This is a genomic window from Riemerella anatipestifer, assembly GCF_009670965.2.
GTDB lineage: Bacteria > Bacteroidota > Bacteroidia > Flavobacteriales > Weeksellaceae > Riemerella > Riemerella anatipestifer_B.
This window is the reverse complement of record NZ_CP073239.1, coordinates 667325-685856: the sequence shown is the minus strand read 5'-3', so window position 1 is coordinate 685856 and position 18532 is coordinate 667325. Positions and strand designations below refer to the sequence as shown.

Here is an 18532-nt window from a genome sequence, read left to right as displayed (position 1 = left end):
TAATTATTACTAATACCTTACTTTTAAAGCTATATTTCCAAACTCATCAAAAGATGAATCAGAAGTAAATATTACTCGACCTCCTTTACTTAGAACTTCCCAAGAAATATTAGATATAATGTCGTCTTCAACTCCTACCTCTTTGCTGTCTTCTACTAATTCAAATTCTCTATCATTAAGCATTCTTACGGGTTGTTCATAATCTTTTCTTACAATTAGTAGCTCAGCTCTACCATCTATCGCTGAACGATAAATCTCTTGTAAATCAGTTTGTACATGAGACTGAGAAATAGCTTCTTTTAGCTCTTCAATAGCATTTTTTCTTAGCTGAATTTTATGCTCTCGCACTAGTTTATAAGCTTCTTCTGCTATTTGATGTTCTTTTAGCTCATTATAATTTATATCGATATGTCCTAAATAAATATCTTTATTATCAGCAACTTGTTGCAACTTACTGTAATTGTCTTCTGTAGAGATTACTACTACTTTTAATGAATGAGCTCTTGCCACTTCTAAAATGGCTTTATCTACATGATTAAAATACTCTCTATCCAAATCATCTACATGGCTACTATCACTTTTTCTTTTATCATTTTTAGGATGAAGTGGTGTTTCATGGAATGGAAAATCCTCATTTTTAATTTCCTCTAAAACGGCATCATTTGTGGCTCTATATAATGGGACTCCATCTTTTTTTAGAACTACGATAAGGTATTCAAAACTTCTATTTACAGCTAGTATTAAAGGTCTTATCACAAATGTATTGTCTACATAGGTCTCGTGTTTGGTTACAGGGAAGGCTGTTTTTATGATTTCTTCTGTATCTTTAGAAATAAAAATATGAAGCCCATCTAGATTATAATCATGGTTTATCTTTTCAGGTACAGCCTCTAGTTTGTCTAAAACTTCTTTGATTTCTCTAGAGTTGCTAAACTTTTCCTCTAACCTGTTTTTGGCTTCTCTTACTAAGTTTTTTAGAACTATTTCATCTTGCCTGTTATCAGGGTAAGTTCTATGTGTGTTTAGAGATAAAGTCACACAGGGGTTTGACACTTCGCTGGCTAATTTTTGCAATTTTACTTGTAAATTCATAGACTTATTTTTTTTGTTATTCTATGCATAATTAGTGCCAAACTCCCGTGACTTCACATGATTTTTAACATAAAGTGTTTGTTTGCAGTATATTACTCTCTTACTAGAGGCATGGTAGAGCATCTTAATAGCCCTCCCATTTTAGAAATCTCTCTGTAAGGAATTTCTTCTACTGTAAGTCCCCATTCGTCGCGAAGATGGTTATTCATTCTAGTAAAAGCTTTATCAGAAACCACTACTTCTGGAGATATAGAGAAAATATTAGGGAACATTGCAAACATTTCTTCAGAAGTTACCTCAAAGCAATTTTCTTTTCCAAAAATATCTAAGATTAAATGATAATCGCTCTCATCTACAAAGCCATCTTTGTAAATGATGCATTTGTCTTTTCCTACAGGATTAAAGGTACAGTCCAAATGAAGTATACCTTGGTATGGTACTCTGTCGTTTTTCTTTAAATCAAAGTCTAAAATTCTTTTTTTAGGGAAGTACTCTTTGAGAGTTTCTATAGCATATTCGTTGGTTCTAGCAGTTTTAAAATTTCGGTAGTCTTCACTGAAACAAGTTCCTATGAAGATAAAGTTATTCCATACAATAACATCTCCACCTTCTATATGAGCTGTGTCTGGAAGGTTAATAATTTTACGCCACTCTACCTTTTCAAATATTTTACGGTAAGCTTCTTGTTCATCAGCTCTGTCAGGGATTACATTAGAGATAATCATTCTGTCTTCTATAACGAAAGCAACATCTCTAGCAAAAACCTGATTATAATCTTGAATAATTTCTGGACGAAAAACTTCTACATCATACTTTCTTAAAACAGCTTCAAAAGCGTCCATTTCGTTAATGATGTCACCCTCTTTAGGATAAATATTATTTTCTATAGAGTGATAAGATTTTGCATCATAGCTTTCTTCTAGTGTAGGAATTGGACCATTAGAATGTGGCTGCCCTAAAACAACTGATTTTAATCTACCTGTTTCGTTTTTTATATTTAATTTCATATAGAATTATTTTTTGAGTTTATTTATCAATATCTCAAAGGAGATAAAGAATTTCAAAGAGAGTGAATCTCTTTTAACGCAACCAATTTAAACAAAAAAGTTGAATTGAAAAAGTTGGTGTAAAACTAATAGTAGAATTTGCATTATGGTATTATAAAAAAATCTTTCCTTTTACAAAAAAGGAAAGATTTAATATTTTAGAGATATTTTACCGACTATTATCTTTGGTTCATTGGAGTGTAATCTCTTTTTCCAGCACCTTGGTAAACTTGTCTAGGTCTTCCGATAGGGTCTTCCATAAGTCTCATTTCTTTCCATTGAGAAATCCATCCTGGTAGTCTTCCTAAGGCAAACATTACTGTAAACATTTCAGTAGGAATTCCTAAAGCTCTGTATATGATACCAGAGTAGAAGTCTACGTTTGGATAAAGTTTTCTTTCTACAAAGTAATCGTCTTCTAGAGCTACTTTCTCAAGTTGCATTGCGATATCCAGAGCTTTATCATGGATACCTAATTTACCAAGAATATCATCAGCTGCCTTCTTGATAATCTTCGCTCTAGGGTCGAAGTTTTTGTAAACTCTGTGTCCGAAGCCCATTAGACGGAAGCTATCTTCTTTATCCTTAGCTTTCTTTACATATTTTTCTACATCTCCACCATCTTTTTCTATCATCTCTAGCATTTCTATCACGGCTTGGTTAGCTCCACCGTGAAGTGGTCCCCAAAGGGCAGAAACTCCAGCAGAAATAGAAGCAAATAAACCTGTGTGTGCAGAACCCACCATTCTTACTGTAGAAGTAGAACAGTTTTGCTCATGGTCTGCGTGAAGAATAAGAAGTTTATCTAAGGCATCTACAATAACAGGGTCCATCTCAAACTCTTGGTTTGGCATACGGAAACACATCTTGTAGAAGTTTTCTACATAGTTTAACTTATTATCTCCGTGATTAAGAGGTAACCCTTGTTTTTTTCTGTAAGTCCAAGCAGCAAGGTGAGAAAACTTAGCAATAAGCATTACCGCTGCATGGTCTAAATCTTCCTTAGATTTAACATCTACTGCTCTAGGATTAAACGCTGTGAGAGCGGAAGTAAGAGAAGATAAAACTCCCATAGGGTGCGCAGAGCGAGGGAATGCATCCATCAGCTTTTTCATTTCTTCTGCTACCCAGTTGTAGTTTTTGATACTATCTTCAAAAGTTTTGAATTGCTCTTCTGTAGGTAATTCTCCATGAAGTAATAAGTACATTACTTCTGTAAAGTTAGACTTCTCTGCGATTTGTTCTATAGGATAGCCTCTATAGAATAGCTCTCCTTGGTCACCATCTAGGAAAGTGATTTTACTAATAGTAGCACCTGTATTTTTGTAGCCTTTATCTAGGGTTATAAGTCCTGTTTCATCTCTTAATTTAGAAATATCAATACCTCTATCTCCTAAAACACTATCTACGATAGGATATTCATACTCCTTTCCATCGTACTTTAATAAAACTTTATTGTCAGACATAATCTAATTATTTTATATTTTTTTCTTAAATTTTGCGATAAAGATAATAAAAAATAGCACTTATCACAAAAGATAAATGCTATAATAATGATTGTTTTTATGTATTATCTTTTTACTTTAAAGGCATCAAGACCTGGGAATATTGCTGTTTCTCCAAGAGCTTCTTCTATCCTCAAAAGTTGGTTATACTTAGCCATTCTATCAGAACGAGAAGCTGAACCTGTTTTTATTTGTCCGCAGTTGCAAGCTACCGCTAAATCAGCAATAGTAGCATCTTCAGTTTCTCCAGAGCGGTGAGACATTACAGAAGTGTATTTGTTGTGTTGTGCCATCTGTACCGCTGCTAAAGTTTCGGATAAAGAACCGATTTGGTTTACTTTTACTAAAATCGAATTAGCCACCTCTTCTTTAATACCTCTAGAAAGTCTTTCTACATTGGTTACAAATAAATCATCACCTACTAGTTGTACTCTATCTCCTATCTTATCTGTAAGCATTTTCCAACCTTGCCAGTCGTCTTCATGCATACCGTCTTCTATAGAGATGATAGGGTATTTTTGAGTTAATTCAGCAAGGTAAGATACTTGTTCTTCTCTGCTTCTGTGAGCACCTTTGTCTCCTTCAAATTTTCTATAATCATAAGTTCCATCTACATAAAATTCTGAAGAAGCACAGTCTAGTGCAAGCATAATATCATCACCTGGTTTGTACCCTGCTTTTTCTATTGCTTGTAGAAGGGTGTCAAGAGCATCTTCTGTACCGTTGAATGTAGGTGCAAAACCACCTTCGTCTCCTACTGCTGTAGACAATCCTCTTCCTTTAAGGATAGATTTTAAGCTATGGAATATTTCAGTTCCTTTTCTTAGAGCATGAGAGAAAGAATCTGCTTTTACAGGCATAATCATAAACTCTTGGAATGCAATAGGAGCGTCAGAGTGAGAACCCCCATTGATAACATTCATCATAGGAACAGGTAGTGTATTTGCGTTTACACCACCGATGTATTTATAAAGAGGCATTCTAAGCTCGGTAGCGGCAGCTTTTGCAGCTGCAAGAGAAACTCCTAGTATAGCATTAGCGCCTAGTTTACCTTTATTAGCAGTGCCGTCTAAATCTATCATCACTTGGTCTATCAAGTTTTGGTCAAAAACAGGAAGACCTATAAGTTCAGGAGCGATAACTTCCCTTACATTTTCTACAGCCTTTAGAACACCTTTTCCAACATATTCTGAACCACCATCACGAAGTTCTACGGCTTCGTGCTCTCCTGTAGAGGCTCCAGAAGGAACAGCCGCTCTACCCATAGCACCATTTTCTGTGAATACATCTACCTCTACAGTAGGATTACCACGAGAATCTAAAATTTGTCTTGCTTCAATGTAAGAAATGTAACTCATTGTATTATATTTTTAAAAATAACTCTACAAATTTAGCTAATTCTAAGTAAAAAAGCGAAGATAAATTCGATTATTTTTATGGATTTAGAGGAGGTTAAGGCTAGTTTTTAGTTTGTGTTAGTTCTACGCTTCTTTTTACCTTTGTTGTAAATTACTTCCACTATTTTTCCTCCTAACCAAGAGAATGGAAAGAATACTAGAAATATAGTTATCTTATAAAAAGTAGGGTGGTATGGAAAGATAATGATGTCTAGCATCGCTAGAAATAAAAGAATAAAGCCTATTAGAATGGCGTAAGCCACTTTGGCATATTTTACAACAATAGCTGTGGTTACACCACCTATGGTGGCAGCTAAACCAGAGGAGAAAAGCAATGCAATAAAAAATCCGTTTTTATTTTTTACAGAATATAGTACCTTTTCCCATTGTTCAAAGGGAGAAAAAGTGCTATAATTTATCCACGAAGGATTCAGCCTAACTCCTAGTGTGATGATAAGCCCTGCGGCGGTTAGACCTAATAAAACTCCTATGGTATTTCTAACAAAGTCCATTTAAAATTGGTGTGCAATCATAGAAATTTCTACATTCACGTCTTTAGGTAATTTACTTACCTGTACAGTTTCTCTAGCAGGGAGCTGTGTGCTGTCTAGATAAGATGCATAGATATCATTAACGAGGCCAAAATCATCCATATTTTTCAAGAAAATAGTAGATTTTACGACATTAGAGAAAGACATTCCTGCCTCTTTTAGTATGGCTTCCAAGTTTTTCATTACTTGATGAGCCTCATTCTCTATTCCTGTAACCAACTCGCCATTACTAGGATTGATGGGGATTTGCCCTGAAATATACAAAACCCCATTTACCATATTAGCCTGTGAGTAAGGACCTATAGCAGCAGGAGCGTTATTGGTTGATATAATTGTTTTCATGATATTTATGATGTTTGGGATTAGTTTAAATTTTGAGAGGGCAAATATAAAAGTTTTTTTCTTGGTGTTAAAAGAAGTGTTTAAAAAATTAAAAATCGCTTTGTTGTGGGAAACTACGTTCTCTGTATTTTACTGCGTCTCTTAATATGTTGGCTTTGATGCCGATGAAGAAATCATAGACCTTAAATCTTCCGAAAGGTACCCAATTAAAGTTGATAGTAAAACTCCTTTGGTCTCTAGAGAAACCTAGTCTTCCATAGGCTAGTTCTTTACTGATCAAATCGTAATGGGTACTTCCACTGATGGTCCAAAATGGCGTTAGTTTAATATTACCATCTAGCCCTATAGAGGCTACTCTAGTACCAAATCTTGTTTGAGCTTTTGAGTAGTTGTAATTGGCATTGATATTTAGTGTCCAAGGCTGTTCAAAATGAGCATAGTTATCATCATCAAAAGAATATTTCTCTTGCATTATACTGCCTTTGGTTTTATACTTTGCTTGGCTGTCCTTGTCTTTACTTGCGAATAAAGAACTACTTAGAGGATAAGATAGTTGAATATTAAAATTTTGAAGGTTAAAATATCCAAACTTATCCACTCGTTCTCCTATGTTGGAGTCTGAACTAAACACTATTTTATAAGGGTCTAATGAAAGGCTAGAGTTTATATTCAGCTTATTATTAAAGAGTGAGTTTTGAGAGCTGATATTGAAAGCTGACCATTTGAATTTTTCAGCCGCAAAGTTATAGCCTCCAGAAATATTGATATTTTCAAATATTTTAATCTTTTTAACTCCAGTAGAGTCTGTCTTAGACCGAACTTTCATTTCAATATTATTATTGATGTTAAAGCTGATAGTTTGAGATAGCCCACGGGAGGGGGTTCCAAAAATACTTCCTTCAAATATAGAATAAGAATTTATAGAACCATCTGCACCGTAAAAGTTTCGGTAATATCCCCAATTAGATTTACCAAAGTCAGGTGTATAAGAAAAGCTCACACTAGGAGAAACCATATGTCTTATGGCTTGTATCCTTGCTCCTTTCCTAAAATTGGCTTGCCCATAAATTACGGTCTGTAAACCAGCAGAAGTAGAAAAAGTAGAGTACCCAGCAATATTATTTTGATAGGTATTTACTGTGGTGTTACTTATAGGGTTGTAGCTTTTGTTTAGAGTTTTTGTAGTTAATACATTATTGAAGTTTGCTCCCAAAGAGAGTGTAAAATACTTCATTACAGAAGTATTAGTAGTTAATGCTACAGGAACTCTCACGCCAGTTTGCATATTGCTCCACATATCTTTTGTGAAGGCTTGTTTTTGAGTGGTATTTACGTAGTTATCCAATGATAGACTTGTGTTCACATAAATATTTTCTAGAAGACCAGTTCTTACGCCTGTTTTAGGCTTGAATAGGTAGAATTGGTTTATCATTACATTAAGCTGAGGAAGTCTGATATTAACATCTCCTGTGGCGAAATTTTGAGAGTAAGTGGCACTTCCTGTGATGCTTATAGGTAGATTGAGAAATCTTTTGGTAATGCTAATGGCGGAGTTCTGTTGTGTTCTAAGAACATCTTGATTGAAGATATAATTGTTATTGATTGTATTGTTGTAAAAACGATTACTAACCATATCTACAGAGGCAGAAAAGTTAAAAAATGGATTAGCTTTAGCATCTTGAGTATGCCGCCAAGTAATACGATAAGTACTAGATTTAGAGTAGGTACTGAGTCCTTTTATACCGTGCACTGTAGTACCTACATCTGCAGAGAAGACACCATTATACTTGTAGTTTTTCTTATAACCTAGCTCGGGACGAATGTTCCAACTTCCTTTGGTATAAAAATCTAAGAAGACTTTTAAATCAAAGTGTTCACCTATAGGTTGGTAATAACCAAAGTTATTCAGGAAAAAACCTACATCTTGTCTTTCTCCAAAACTCGGAATTAAGATGCCTGCGGTTCTTTTATCAGAAAAGGGGAGTATTGCAAATGGCATTACTAGAGGGGTAGGGACTTGCTCTATGTACATTTGTATAGGTCCTGTAATTACCCTTGAGGCATTTTTCCCTTTAATCAATTTGATATTAGGTGCTGCTAAATGATAGTCTGCAAGACTGTCTTTTTTCTTTAAAAAATATTCATCAGTAGTGTAAACTCCGTTTCGCATAAAGAAAACAGAGTCGTTTACCTTTTTTGTTTTTTGAGCTACAATAACGCCTTCCTGTTCTTCGGTTCTAGCATTGTAGGCAATAGCCTTTTTATTTTTAAAGTTAAACTTAACCTCGTTGTATTCGTATTTTTTACCTGCTTGAGTAGAGGAAGCGGGAGTTATAATTTTCCCATTTTCGTCTTGCTCCCCTCTTGCAAAAATATCTCCGTTCTCCCAATTTATGGATATGTAATCTGCTTCTATAGTCATGTCCAAATACTGTACTTTAGCCTTTTTATTAAGGTAAGTCATTTTCTTTTGAACGTCATTCCTTTGGTTTTCGGATTGCATTTTCACGGTACCCTCGAGGGATTCTTTACGAGGGGATAGGCTGTCCTTTTTTACAGATTTATCCTCAATATTTTTAGCGTTTGTACGAGGAGTATTTTGTGCTAAAAAATTGTTAAAAATTAGGATAATTAAAATAAGTAAAGTATTTTTGGAGCTGTTTTTTGCCAATGCTTTATATTGAAAATTTGGCTTCAAAATTAGTAAAATTTATCAAAAATGAACACGATTAAATATATATTTCCCATAAAAAAATATTTAGCACTTTTTTTTAGTGTTTTATTCGTAACTATAACGGCTCAGAAAAAATTCACTATCGTTCTCGATGCTGGGCATGGTGGGAGTGACCACGGTGCTTACAGAAGTTATAGTGATTTGGGGACAGTAAGAGAAAAAGATGTTACTCTTTCAGTAGTATTGAAGTTAGGTGAAATGCTAGAAAAAAACAAAGATCTTAGAATAATTTATACAAGAAAAGAAGATATATATCCTAACTTAACTTCTAGAACCAATTTAGCTAACCGTTCTAAGGCTGATTTGTTTATTTCTATACATTGCAACGCTGCAAAAAGTAGTGCCTATGGTACAGAAACCTTTGTGCAAGGGCCAGATCAAAATGCAGCTAATTTAGAGGTAGCGAAGTCTGAAAATGATGTTATTTTTCTAGATGAAGAAGACAAACAAACATTCGCTTCCTATGACCCTAAAACGCCAGAATCTTTGATAGCCCTTAAACTTCAACAACAAAAATATTTGGAAAGAAGTCTTATTTTCGGAAGTTTTGTAGAGGATAACTTTGTGAATAAAGATAAAAGATTTTCTAGGGGAGTTAAACAAAAAAACCTTCATGTATTAAGGTTAAATGCTATGCCTTCGGTACTTATAGAGATGGGTTTTATTAGTAATTATGATGAGGCAGCCTATTTATCTTCAGATTCTGGACAAAAAGCTATAGTTCAAAGTATATATAATGCAGTAGTAGCATATAAAAAGCTTCATGATAAAACAAGCGGAAGACCTAGCTTTAATGATGTGCCAGAGAAACCTAAAGAGCAACCACTAAAAAATGATTTTAGAGTTCTGCTGATGAGTTCTGCTGATAAGTTTAATGATGGAGATCCTGCTTTGAAAGGGCTTAATTATGTTTTTACAATGAAGGAAGGTAATTTCTATAAATATTATTATGGGACTACAAATTATGCTTCTATAAAAGATGCTAATGTGAAAACAGCAAAAGATGCCGGTTTTAGAAATGCTGTGGCTATAGGTTTTGTACCTAATCAGAAGTTAGCACAAGGATATTATACTTTAGAAGTGGCTGTTACAGACAAAAAATTAGGGAATGATTCTTATATACTTAAAACATTGAATAATGTTGAAAGAAACCGAAATGGTGGTAAATTTTACTATACCTATGGTAAATTCTCTACTTTGGAGGAAGCTATTTCTGAAATGAAATCTATTGAAAATAAGGGTGTTAAAAATATTGTTGTAGAAAAAGTTATAAAATAGTTGGTGAAAATTTTGTAATTTCAAAAAAAGCTGTATTTTTGCAGTCCAAAATTGAAATGGCCTATTCGTCTAGTGGTTAGGACTCAAGATTTTCATTCTTGCAACAGGGGTTCGATTCCCCTATAGGCTACTAAATTTAATTTTTTTTAAAATAATTTTGGTAATTTAAAAAAAAAGCATATTTTTGCAACCAAGTTTATTAGAAAGTTATGGCAAATCATAAATCAGCACTTAAGAGAATAAGACAGAATGAAGTTAGAAGACTTCGTAACAGATACTATCACAAGACTACTAGAACTGCTGTGAAAGTATTAAGAAATGAGGAAGATAAAAAAGTTGCGTCAGAGCAATTGCCTAAGGTAATTTCTTTGATAGATAAGCTTGCTAAAAGAAATATTATTCACAAGAATAAAGCGGCTAATTTAAAAAGTAAGTTAACTAAGCACGTTAACAAGTTAGCTTAATGAAATTATAGCGGCCCGTTCGTCTATCGGTTAGGACTCAAGATTTTCATTCTTGCAAGAGGGGTTCGATTCCCCTACGGGCTACTAAATAACCTGCAAATCAATTTGGTTTGCAGGTTATTTGTTTTATATAAGTTTTTAAACTGAATTGATAATTAGAATTTGTATTGCATTAAGTACAAATCAAATCCTTGTGACCAGTAATCTTTTATAATGCTTTCCAATACAAAACCATTCTTCTCATAAAACGGATAAACATATTGTGAAGTTCTCACTATAATTTTATAATCTTTATGCATTGCTTTTATTATATCAATTCTGTATTCTAAAAGTTTTCTTCCTATACCTAAACCGTGGTATTGAGGGTTTATAAAATCCCAACTTATTTTTGCAATTTTAGAAGCATGTTCTAAGTTAATACCTCCTGAACCAACTATTTTACCCTTGTATTCTGCCACAAAGTAGTATTCAATTTTTTGTTCGAGATATATTTTGAAATCATTTAGTTCTTCCTCTGCAAAGAAATGAGGAATATTTAATTTTAAAATACTGAGAAGATTATCTTTGTCTCCTTCTTGATATTCTCTGATGATTAAGCTTTCCATTATTGATATCAATGCTATGAATTGTGATGTTCAAATTTAGTAAATTTGCACTATGGATTTGGAACTTAATAGGCAAAATGCTCAACAGAAGCATAAAGAACATAAAAAATTCTTAGATAAACTCAAGAAAAAACCACCTAAAAATCTAGATTATCTTACCAAAGAAATTCACGATGAAGTATTTGATGAGATAGACTGTCTGTCTTGTGCTAACTGTTGTAAAACCACGGGGCCTCTTTTTACAACACAAGATATAGAGCGAATTTCCAAATTTTTAAAGCTAAAACCTACTCAGTTTGAGGAAAAATATCTAAGGATAGACGAAGATAATGATTGGGTATTACAACAATTGCCTTGCCCATTTCTGTTCTCTGATAATACTTGTATGATTTATGAAGTCCGTCCCAAAGCCTGCCGAGAGTTTCCCCATACGGATAGAAAGAAGATTTACCAAATCAATCATCTTACAATTAAAAATATAGAAATATGTCCTGCAGCCTTTAAATGGGTTGAGAAAATGCGAGAAAAAATAGAGTAATTTCATTCTGGGAAAAGCATTTTTCGATGAAAAATTACTAAATTTTCTACCATTCCCTACTCCTCCTTTTGCAAATGCTATGTTGGCAGAAATGTTTTTTTATTCAAGTCGTTTTGCACTTGTTGATTTATTAATGAAAATTAGATAGTCATAATTATCAGAAATATCCGTTTGATAAAATTCATTTAATGGTTTTGTGTGGCCAACTGATCTAAAGTCCAAATCGGAAACCAACCAACTTAGATCGTTGTCTTTTTTCATTTCATTTAGGTCTAATATAAAGTATGGGACATTTAAAGAATTCATCCAATATTCATAAGTTCCCAAATATGGTTTTTGTGCGGTTTGTGTTGCTAGCATTTTATCTTTAGTTCCTCTTGCTGTATATTCTCCGTCAAAAAAAGCAAATCCGAAAGTTTTATAATCATTTTGTAACTTGTCTTTCAAAAATTTGCCCATTCTATTTTTCACAGTATTAACATGTCCATTATGTGCTGAAATTATGAATTTGGAGTTTGGGTTATGTTCTTTTATCCATAAGAAATTTTCAGCCATAAATTTATCTCGATTAATACTTGATTTTTCTAATAATTGCTCGATAATTCTAACATTTTGGGTTTGCCAAGATTTATCATTTGTAGAAAATTTTGAATTTTCATTTATTTTAGTTTTTAATTCTGCAATAATAGGATAAATAATATCTGCTTGTTCTTTTTTAAGAATATAAGATTTTATATTTCCTCTATTCTCGTACGCAAATTCTTTAACAGTGGAAGACAATTTCTCAATTTTTTTGACAATATCTTTATCTTCCGAAAATGCTTCATATAACTGCTTTATTGGTTCAGTAGCATCTTGCATATCAAAACCTGTGAAAAGAATTTTTTGAGAGCCATTATTATATTGTTTCATCCATTGTAACATTGTAGACATCTCTTCGGTTTTCCAAACAAAGAAGACAAGGTTTTGCAATGCTTCATTGAGCGTTGCAGTATTTTTTATGGTATAGTCATTTGCAAGATAGGCTTGTTGCATATATGCTTCGAGCGAAAAAATATCAAATTTGTGATTTTTTACCAAGTAGCGAGTTAGTCTATCCTTCATTTTATAAATCTCGCTTGTTCCGTGCGTCGCTTCTCCCAAAGCGACTACTTTAGAATTACCTACTAATGTCTTTAATATTTCTAGATCAGTATTATCACTCGAAGTTGGTTCAAATGAACTTAGCGGATAAACATATTTTTTTATCGCTGTAATCTGTTCGGGAGTTAATTCCTTTACAGGTTTCTCAATAGGTTTTCCGTCAAGTAGTATCTCAACTTTATCAAACCAAGCTATCCCTTTTCCTTTATACACAAATCCAAAGTCTAGATTTTCCACATTTTCTAGGATAGGTATTTTTATTGTTACTTCTTGCCAATCTGTATTTCCTTTTACTGGTTTGTCTTGCTGATTGAGAAATGAAACATTTTTTTTGTCTTTATCTAATGTTCTTAAATAGGGAAAGGCTACACCATCAAAATTACTTTTTGATTTTATCCTTGCTTTAAGCACAAATTCTTTTCCGTTGAGATATTTTTTTGGAATCGTTTGCATCACTACAGCAAAATCATTTTTATCATCTGATGATATACTTTCTCCTGTAATTTTCAAACTTCTGTTTCCTTCAAATTTAACTAAAGTATCAATTTCAATGCTTTGATTTTTTTTGTTTGATCTCCATTTTAACATTTTATTATTGTCGGATACATTTTCAAAACCAAGGTTCATTCTAGATTGTGAAAAAAGAAGGTTTGATAATAATGAAAGAATTAAGATTTTTGACTTCATAATTTGAGTTGATTTTAGTTTAGGCTTCAAAGAAAAAATAATATTTTAAGAACCTCTCTATTTCCTACTTTAAAATTTATTTAAACTTTGTTAAAAAATGCTAATGTTTGCGAGAACATTTGGCAACATTTCTGCTAACTCTTAAATCACCTCAACATTTTTTGTGCTTTTTTCAATCCTTCTACAAAAATATCTATTTCTTCTAAGGTATTATAAACCGCAAAACTAGCTCTTACTGTACCAGCTATATCAAAAAACTTCATGATAGGCTGTGTACAATGGTGTCCCGTTCTTACGGCTATGCCCATTTTGTCTAAAATCATACCTACATCAGAAGCTATACCCACGCCATCAAGATTGAAAGAAATAGCACCAACTCTAGGCGCTTTTTCTGCATAGATATGTACGCCTTCCATTTGTTTTAGTTGGTTTTGAGCATATCGCATTAGTTTATTTTCGTGGTTTTGTATATCGTTATGACCTATTGTCATCATAAAATCCACGGCTGCTCCTAGTGCAATATTACCTCCTACATTAGGCGTTCCTGCTTCAAACCTAAACGGAAGTTCGGCATAGGTAGTTTCTTCAAAGGAACAAGTGGCTATCATTTCTCCGCCACCGTGAAATGGAGCCAAAGAATTAAGAGCTTTCTCCTTACCATAAAGAATACCCGTTCCCATAGGAGCGTACATTTTGTGTCCCGAAAATACAAAAAAATCACAGTCTAATTTTTGAACATCTATTTTAAAATGTGGCACTGATTGTGCTCCGTCTATCAATATTAAAGCGTCTGATAATCGTCTTGTTTTTGCTATAATTTTCTCTATTGGATTGATGACTCCCAAGGCATTAGATACTTGATTTACCGATACTAATTTTGTTTTTTCAGAAAGCCATTCATCTAAAACATCTATTTGCAGTATGCCATTTTCATCCATAGGAATTACCCTTAGTATAGCCCCTGTTCTCTGGCACAGCATCTGCCAAGGTACAATATTAGAGTGATGTTCTAGGTAGGAAATAATGATTTCATCACCTTGCTTGATATGAGGCGTAAGGGCATAAGCGACTAAGTTGATGGATTCCGTAGTTCCTCTCGTGAAAATAATTTCATAATCGTGCTTCGAATTGATAAAAGTTTGAACTTTTTTACGAGCCTTTTCCATAGCTTCGGTTGCCAATTGGCTCAAAGTATGTATGCCTCTATGCACATTAGCATTGATTTCTTTGTAATAATTTTCCCAAGCCTGCAAAACAGAAATAGGCTTTTGCGAAGATGCCCCGTTATCTAAATAAACCAAATCTTTACCATTAACTTTTTGAGATAAAATAGGAAATTGACTTCTTATATATTTAATGTCTAGCATTTTAACTAATTTAGATTAAATTAAAGTTCAAAGGTAGTGAATTAAGTTTACAACAAAAAAGCCTTACCAAATTATTTAGGCAAGGCTTTTATGCAAAAATTATTTATTTTAAATTTTAGATTTTAGATAAAAGTGTTCTAAAGTTTACTTTATCATCTATAATTTTTCTCAGGTCTTCCACAGATACTCTTTCTTGTTTCATTGTATCTCTTTCTCTAAGAGTTACTGTATTATCATTGAGTGAATCGTGGTCTACAGTAATACAGAAAGGTGTACCTATGGCATCTTGTCTTCTGTAACGCTTACCAATACTATCTTTTTCTTCAAATATGACATTAAAATCGTACTTTAATTCGTTGAAGATTTTTTCCGCAAATTCTGGTAATCCGTCTTTTTTCACTAATGGCAAAATAGCCGCTTTTACAGGAGCTAAAGCTGGAGGTAAAGACAATACCGTTCTTGTAGAGCCATCTTCTAAAGCCTCTTCTTTAAGAGAGCTAGAGAACACGGCTAGGAACATTCTGTCTAATCCTACAGAAGTTTCTACCACATAAGGCACATAGCTTTCGCCTCTTTCTGGGTCAAAATATTGTAGTTTTCTACCTGAGAATTTCTCGTGTGCAGAAAGGTCAAAGTCTGTTCTTGAATGGATACCTTCTAGCTCTTTAAATCCGAATGGGAATTTAAATTCTATATCGGCTGCTGCATTGGCATAATGAGCTAGTTTTTCGTGGTCGTGGAACTTATAATTTTCCGTACCTAATCCAAGTGCCAAATGCCAATTAAGTCGTTTTTGTTTCCATTCTTCGTAGAATGACAATTCCGTTCCTGGAGCTACAAAAAACTGCATTTCCATTTGTTCAAACTCTCTCATACGGAAAATGAATTGTCTAGCTACAATTTCATTTCTAAACGCTTTTCCAATTTGAGCAATCCCAAAAGGGAGTTTATGTCTAGAAGTTTTCTGTACATTAGCGAAGTTTACAAAAATACCTTGTGCTGTCTCTGGTCTTAGGTAAAGCTCCATAGCGTTTTCCGCGGAAGCTCCTAGTTTAGTCCCAAACATTAGGTTAAACTGTCTTACTTCTGTCCAGTTTTTAGAGCCTGTGTCAGGGTCAGCAATTTCTAGTTCTTCTATAAGGGCTTTAACATCAGCTAAATCATTATTATCAAGAGATTTAGCCATTCTAGTAAGAATACTTTTCTGTCTTTCTCTATACTCTAGAACTCTAGGGTTGGTATTTACAAATTGTTCTTCGTCAAAATCAGCACCAAATCTTTTTTGAGCTTTAGCTATTTCTTTCTGCGCCTTATCTTCTAATTTTGCACAATAGTCTTCTATAAGCACATCGGCTCTAAATCTTTTCTTGGAATCTTTGTTGTCTATCAAAGGGTCGTTGAAGGCGTCCACATGCCCAGAAGCCTTCCATGTAGTAGGGTGCATTAGGATAGCAGAGTCTAACCCAACGATGTTTTCATTAAGCTGAGTCATGGCTTTCCACCAATATTGCTTAATATTATTTTTTAGTTCGGCACCATTTTGCCCATAATCATAAACAGCAGATAGTCCGTCGTATATTTCACTAGATGGAAAGATAAACCCATATTCTTTAGCGTGGGATACCACTTTCTTAAAATCGTCTTCTTGCTTAGCCATAATATTTAGAATATACCTGCAAAAATAACTTTTTTAATTTTAATTTTGAGGTAAAATCAAATTCTATTTGATAAAAATGGATTGATATTTAAAAATGGAAAATAGATTTGGCAATATTCCAAGCAGATTCAAAATGAAGCATATTCTGCTTAATCTCTATCTTTTCTAAATTCATAAAGTTGAAAAGCTGTTCCGTGGGCATATTCCCCACAAGGTCATCTTTAGCCATTGGGCAACCGCCTATCCCTTTTATAGCCGAATCAAATCGTCTGCAACCTTTATCGTACGCTGCTTTTAGTTTAATGTAAGAATCTTCGTATCTGTTATGAAAATGAGCACCAAAACTAATATCAGGGTGATTCGCAGGAATTTTATCAAATAAAAGTGCAATGCTTTCCGCAGTGGCTACCCCTGTGGTATCTGAAAGTAATATATTTTTTACTCCTATTTCCGAAAATCGGTTCGCCCAAAAGGCAACATCTTCCCATTTCCAATCTTCTCCGTATGGATTTCCAAATGCCATAGAAAAGTAAAGATTAAACGTTTTATTCTCAGACTTTACCATTTCTAAAATGGTTTTTACCTGATTAAATGCTTCTTCTTGGTCTTTATTGGTGTTTCTAAACTGAAAGGTTTCGGATATAGAAAAAGGAAATCCTAAAATATCCACATTAGAATGAGAAAGCGCTTTCTCTGCTCCTGTTATGTTAGCTACAATAACGGATAGTTTGGTGTTTGATAAAGATTTATCTATATTATCCAGTACTTCCCCAGAGTCTGCCATCTGCGGAATGGCTTTAGGAGAAACAAAGCTACCACAGTCCAACACATCAAACCCTACCTCCATTAAAGTATTAAGGTAATTGATTTTTGTATCTGTTGGAATAAACTCACTCCAACCTTGCATGGCATCACGCGGACATTCTGTTAGAAACATAATTTGGGTTTAGGAGATAAACTCTAGTTTCCAAATATAATAAAAACTTTTTAAAAGTAAATTTTATTTTAATATTTTGATAATCATTTATTTATTATATTTTAGAGTTGGGTTGACTTTCAAGATTACAATGTAATTTTGAAGATATATAATGGTTTTTGTCTGATAATATTTACCTTTGTGTATTATGTTTGAAGATTTTAAACCCACACTAAAAATCCTATTAAGATTTTTATTAGTTTATTTAGCCTTGCTGGGAATTTATCAGTTTTATTTGAACACTCAAGAAGGTTTAGATGGCTTGTCAGTACATGTGGCCAACCAATGTACTTTGATACAGAATAACATAGGTTATCCTTCGCAAGCCATACCTCAACCAGAGCATAATACTTTGTGGTATTATGTAGGTGGAGAGTATGTGTCTAGAATGGTAGAAGGTTGTAATGCTGTATCTGTAATAATACTTTTTATAGCATTTATTTTTGCGTTTTATAGAGGTTTTAAGACTTTTATTTTTGTTTTTTCAGGAGTTATATTTCTGTATATCATAAATATACTTAGGATTGTTGGAATAAATGTGGTGCTACTTGAATATCCATCTTATGGTAAAGCTGCCCATGATTATATATTCCCTGCGATTATTTACGGAAGTGTGGTTGTATTATGGATAATTTGGATTAAATTTTTTGTACTGAAAGATGAAGTTCAAAGGTAATCTTGTATTTGTTATACTCGGTATTATTGGTTTGATAGGGGTTCGTTTTTTAGAAGAAACTCTATTTTATGACCCTTTTTTAATCTATTTCAAAACTATGGATGGAGCTAAAGTATTCCCTGTTTTTCAGTGGGGAAAACTTGTTTCAGGACATCTTTTTAGGCTGATACTTAATTTATTTTTTTCGCTAATCATTGTTTATTTTCTTTTTAAAGATAAAACAAAGACAATGTTAGCTTGTGTTTTAATGTTATTAGTTTTTTTAATTACTTTTCCTATCTATCTCTATCTAGTTTATACGGAATTTGACTCAGGATTGCTTTTAGCTTTTTATGTTCGTAGATTTGTTATTCAACCTATAATTTTATTGCTCATCATTCCAATGTTTTATTATATGGATGTGAAGAACAAGAATTAAATTACAAAACAAAAAGGCTTATCTAATTTATTACAGATAAGCCTTTTTTTATAATT

Annotated in this window: 17 protein-coding genes and 2 tRNA genes; 7 read left to right on the top strand and 12 right to left on the bottom strand. The window is 33.3% G+C overall.

What is annotated here, in order from left to right; translation table 11 throughout:
- Positions 1-9: 9 nt before the first annotated feature.
- From D1J36_RS03125 to D1J36_RS03095, 7 genes are all read right to left on the bottom strand, one after another.
- A complete protein-coding gene (locus tag D1J36_RS03125) occupies positions 10-1092 on the bottom strand; it encodes a baeRF3 domain-containing protein (protein ID WP_154137790.1) in 1083 nt (360 codons plus the stop codon).
- Positions 1093-1184: 92 nt separating this feature from the next.
- Positions 1185-2099, bottom strand: a complete 915-nt coding sequence (locus tag D1J36_RS03120) for a dimethylarginine dimethylaminohydrolase family protein (protein WP_154137791.1) — start codon at positions 2097-2099, stop codon at positions 1185-1187.
- A 218-nt stretch (positions 2100-2317) separates the two neighbouring features.
- Entirely contained in the window at positions 2318-3604 is a 1287-nt protein-coding gene (locus D1J36_RS03115; protein WP_154137792.1) for a citrate synthase, read from the bottom strand.
- Positions 3605-3708: 104 nt separating this feature from the next.
- A complete protein-coding gene (gene eno, locus D1J36_RS03110; RefSeq protein ID WP_013446939.1) occupies positions 3709-5001 on the bottom strand; it encodes a phosphopyruvate hydratase in 1293 nt (430 codons plus the stop codon).
- 107 nt (positions 5002-5108) lie between these two features.
- Positions 5109-5552: a hypothetical protein gene (locus tag D1J36_RS03105; protein ID WP_014937957.1), complete on the bottom strand. Its 444-nt coding sequence runs from the start codon at positions 5550-5552 to the stop codon at positions 5109-5111.
- On the bottom strand, positions 5553-5933 hold the full coding sequence (locus D1J36_RS03100) for a RidA family protein (protein WP_014937958.1): 381 nt from the start codon (positions 5931-5933) through the stop codon (positions 5553-5555). It abuts the gene before it with no gap.
- Positions 5934-6021: 88 nt separating this feature from the next.
- A complete protein-coding gene (locus tag D1J36_RS03095; protein ID WP_154137793.1) occupies positions 6022-8631 on the bottom strand; it encodes a putative LPS assembly protein LptD in 2610 nt (869 codons plus the stop codon).
- A 21-nt stretch (positions 8632-8652) separates the two neighbouring features.
- Between D1J36_RS03095 and D1J36_RS03090 the strand changes: the two genes are divergently transcribed.
- The 4 genes from D1J36_RS03090 to D1J36_RS03075 all read left to right on the top strand — a co-directional run bounded on the left by D1J36_RS03090 (position 8653) and on the right by D1J36_RS03075 (position 10493).
- Complete coding sequence (locus tag D1J36_RS03090) at positions 8653-9945, top strand: N-acetylmuramoyl-L-alanine amidase family protein (protein WP_154137794.1); 1293 nt, start codon at positions 8653-8655, stop codon at positions 9943-9945.
- Positions 9946-10003: 58 nt separating this feature from the next.
- Positions 10004-10075: transfer RNA gene (locus D1J36_RS03085), tRNA-Glu, on the top strand.
- 79 nt (positions 10076-10154) lie between these two features.
- Positions 10155-10409: a 30S ribosomal protein S20 gene (rpsT, locus tag D1J36_RS03080; RefSeq protein WP_038693773.1), complete on the top strand. Its 255-nt coding sequence runs from the start codon at positions 10155-10157 to the stop codon at positions 10407-10409.
- Between the two features lie 12 nt (positions 10410-10421).
- Positions 10422-10493 (top strand) — tRNA-Glu (locus D1J36_RS03075).
- A 71-nt stretch (positions 10494-10564) separates the two neighbouring features.
- On the opposite strand, the gene D1J36_RS03070 is transcribed toward D1J36_RS03075, so the two are convergent.
- Positions 10565-11014, bottom strand: coding sequence for a GNAT family N-acetyltransferase (locus D1J36_RS03070; protein WP_154137795.1), 450 nt, complete (start codon positions 11012-11014; stop codon positions 10565-10567).
- Positions 11015-11066: 52 nt separating this feature from the next.
- Here D1J36_RS03070 and D1J36_RS03065 point away from each other — a divergent pair, with 52 nt between their 5' ends.
- Positions 11067-11552, top strand: a complete 486-nt coding sequence (locus D1J36_RS03065; protein WP_154137796.1) for a YkgJ family cysteine cluster protein — start codon at positions 11067-11069, stop codon at positions 11550-11552.
- Positions 11553-11651: 99 nt separating this feature from the next.
- Here the strand turns inward: D1J36_RS03065 and D1J36_RS03060 are convergent, their stop codons facing one another.
- The 4 genes from D1J36_RS03060 to D1J36_RS03045 form a co-directional block, all read right to left on the bottom strand.
- Positions 11652-13382: an erythromycin esterase family protein gene (locus tag D1J36_RS03060; RefSeq protein ID WP_154137797.1), complete on the bottom strand. Its 1731-nt coding sequence runs from the start codon at positions 13380-13382 to the stop codon at positions 11652-11654.
- Between the two features lie 146 nt (positions 13383-13528).
- Entirely contained in the window at positions 13529-14749 is a 1221-nt protein-coding gene (locus D1J36_RS03055) for an aminotransferase class V-fold PLP-dependent enzyme (protein WP_154137798.1), read from the bottom strand.
- 115 nt (positions 14750-14864) lie between these two features.
- Positions 14865-16406: a glycine--tRNA ligase gene (locus tag D1J36_RS03050; RefSeq protein ID WP_154137799.1), complete on the bottom strand. Its 1542-nt coding sequence runs from the start codon at positions 16404-16406 to the stop codon at positions 14865-14867.
- Positions 16407-16494: 88 nt separating this feature from the next.
- Positions 16495-17343 (bottom strand): hydroxymethylglutaryl-CoA lyase, encoded by an 849-nt coding sequence (locus D1J36_RS03045; RefSeq protein ID WP_154137800.1) that lies wholly within the window; start codon positions 17341-17343, stop codon positions 16495-16497.
- Between the two features lie 187 nt (positions 17344-17530).
- On the opposite strand from D1J36_RS03045, the gene xrtF reads away from it, so the two are divergent.
- The gene (gene xrtF / locus D1J36_RS03040) at positions 17531-18058 is read left to right on the top strand and encodes an exosortase family protein XrtF (protein WP_154137801.1); all 528 of its coding nucleotides are present in this window, start codon (positions 17531-17533) and stop codon (positions 18056-18058) included.
- Complete coding sequence (locus D1J36_RS03035) at positions 18042-18476, top strand: exosortase F system-associated membrane protein (protein ID WP_154137802.1); 435 nt, start codon at positions 18042-18044, stop codon at positions 18474-18476. The genes xrtF and D1J36_RS03035 overlap by 17 nt, the downstream gene beginning before the upstream one ends.
- The last annotated feature ends 56 nt before the right edge of the window (positions 18477-18532 follow it).

Excerpts from the sequence above, each read along its gene's own strand:
- D1J36_RS03060 (WP_154137797.1), bottom strand. The coding sequence starts at position 13,382 with ATGAAGTCAAAAATCTTAATTCTTTCATTATTATCAAACCTTCTTTTT.
- xrtF (WP_154137801.1), top strand. The coding sequence starts at position 17,531 with ATGTTTGAAGATTTTAAACCCACACTAAAAATCCTATTAAGATTTTTA.
- D1J36_RS03100 (WP_014937958.1), bottom strand. The coding sequence starts at position 5,933 with ATGAAAACAATTATATCAACCAATAACGCTCCTGCTGCTATAGGTCCT.
- D1J36_RS03090 (WP_154137794.1), top strand. The coding sequence starts at position 8,653 with ATGAACACGATTAAATATATATTTCCCATAAAAAAATATTTAGCACTT.
- D1J36_RS03120 (WP_154137791.1), bottom strand. The coding sequence starts at position 2,099 with ATGAAATTAAATATAAAAAACGAAACAGGTAGATTAAAATCAGTTGTT.
- D1J36_RS03125 (WP_154137790.1), bottom strand. The coding sequence starts at position 1,092 with ATGAATTTACAAGTAAAATTGCAAAAATTAGCCAGCGAAGTGTCAAAC.
- D1J36_RS03065 (WP_154137796.1), top strand. The coding sequence starts at position 11,067 with ATGGATTTGGAACTTAATAGGCAAAATGCTCAACAGAAGCATAAAGAA.
- rpsT (WP_038693773.1), top strand. The coding sequence starts at position 10,155 with ATGGCAAATCATAAATCAGCACTTAAGAGAATAAGACAGAATGAAGTT.
- D1J36_RS03050 (WP_154137799.1), bottom strand. The coding sequence starts at position 16,406 with ATGGCTAAGCAAGAAGACGATTTTAAGAAAGTGGTATCCCACGCTAAA.
- D1J36_RS03115 (WP_154137792.1), bottom strand. The coding sequence starts at position 3,604 with ATGTCTGACAATAAAGTTTTATTAAAGTACGATGGAAAGGAGTATGAA.
- D1J36_RS03105 (WP_014937957.1), bottom strand. The coding sequence starts at position 5,552 with ATGGACTTTGTTAGAAATACCATAGGAGTTTTATTAGGTCTAACCGCC.
- D1J36_RS03035 (WP_154137802.1), top strand. The coding sequence starts at position 18,042 with ATGAAGTTCAAAGGTAATCTTGTATTTGTTATACTCGGTATTATTGGT.
- D1J36_RS03045 (WP_154137800.1), bottom strand. The coding sequence starts at position 17,343 with ATGTTTCTAACAGAATGTCCGCGTGATGCCATGCAAGGTTGGAGTGAG.
- D1J36_RS03070 (WP_154137795.1), bottom strand. The coding sequence starts at position 11,014 with ATGGAAAGCTTAATCATCAGAGAATATCAAGAAGGAGACAAAGATAAT.
- D1J36_RS03055 (WP_154137798.1), bottom strand. The coding sequence starts at position 14,749 with ATGCTAGACATTAAATATATAAGAAGTCAATTTCCTATTTTATCTCAA.
- eno (WP_013446939.1), bottom strand. The coding sequence starts at position 5,001 with ATGAGTTACATTTCTTACATTGAAGCAAGACAAATTTTAGATTCTCGT.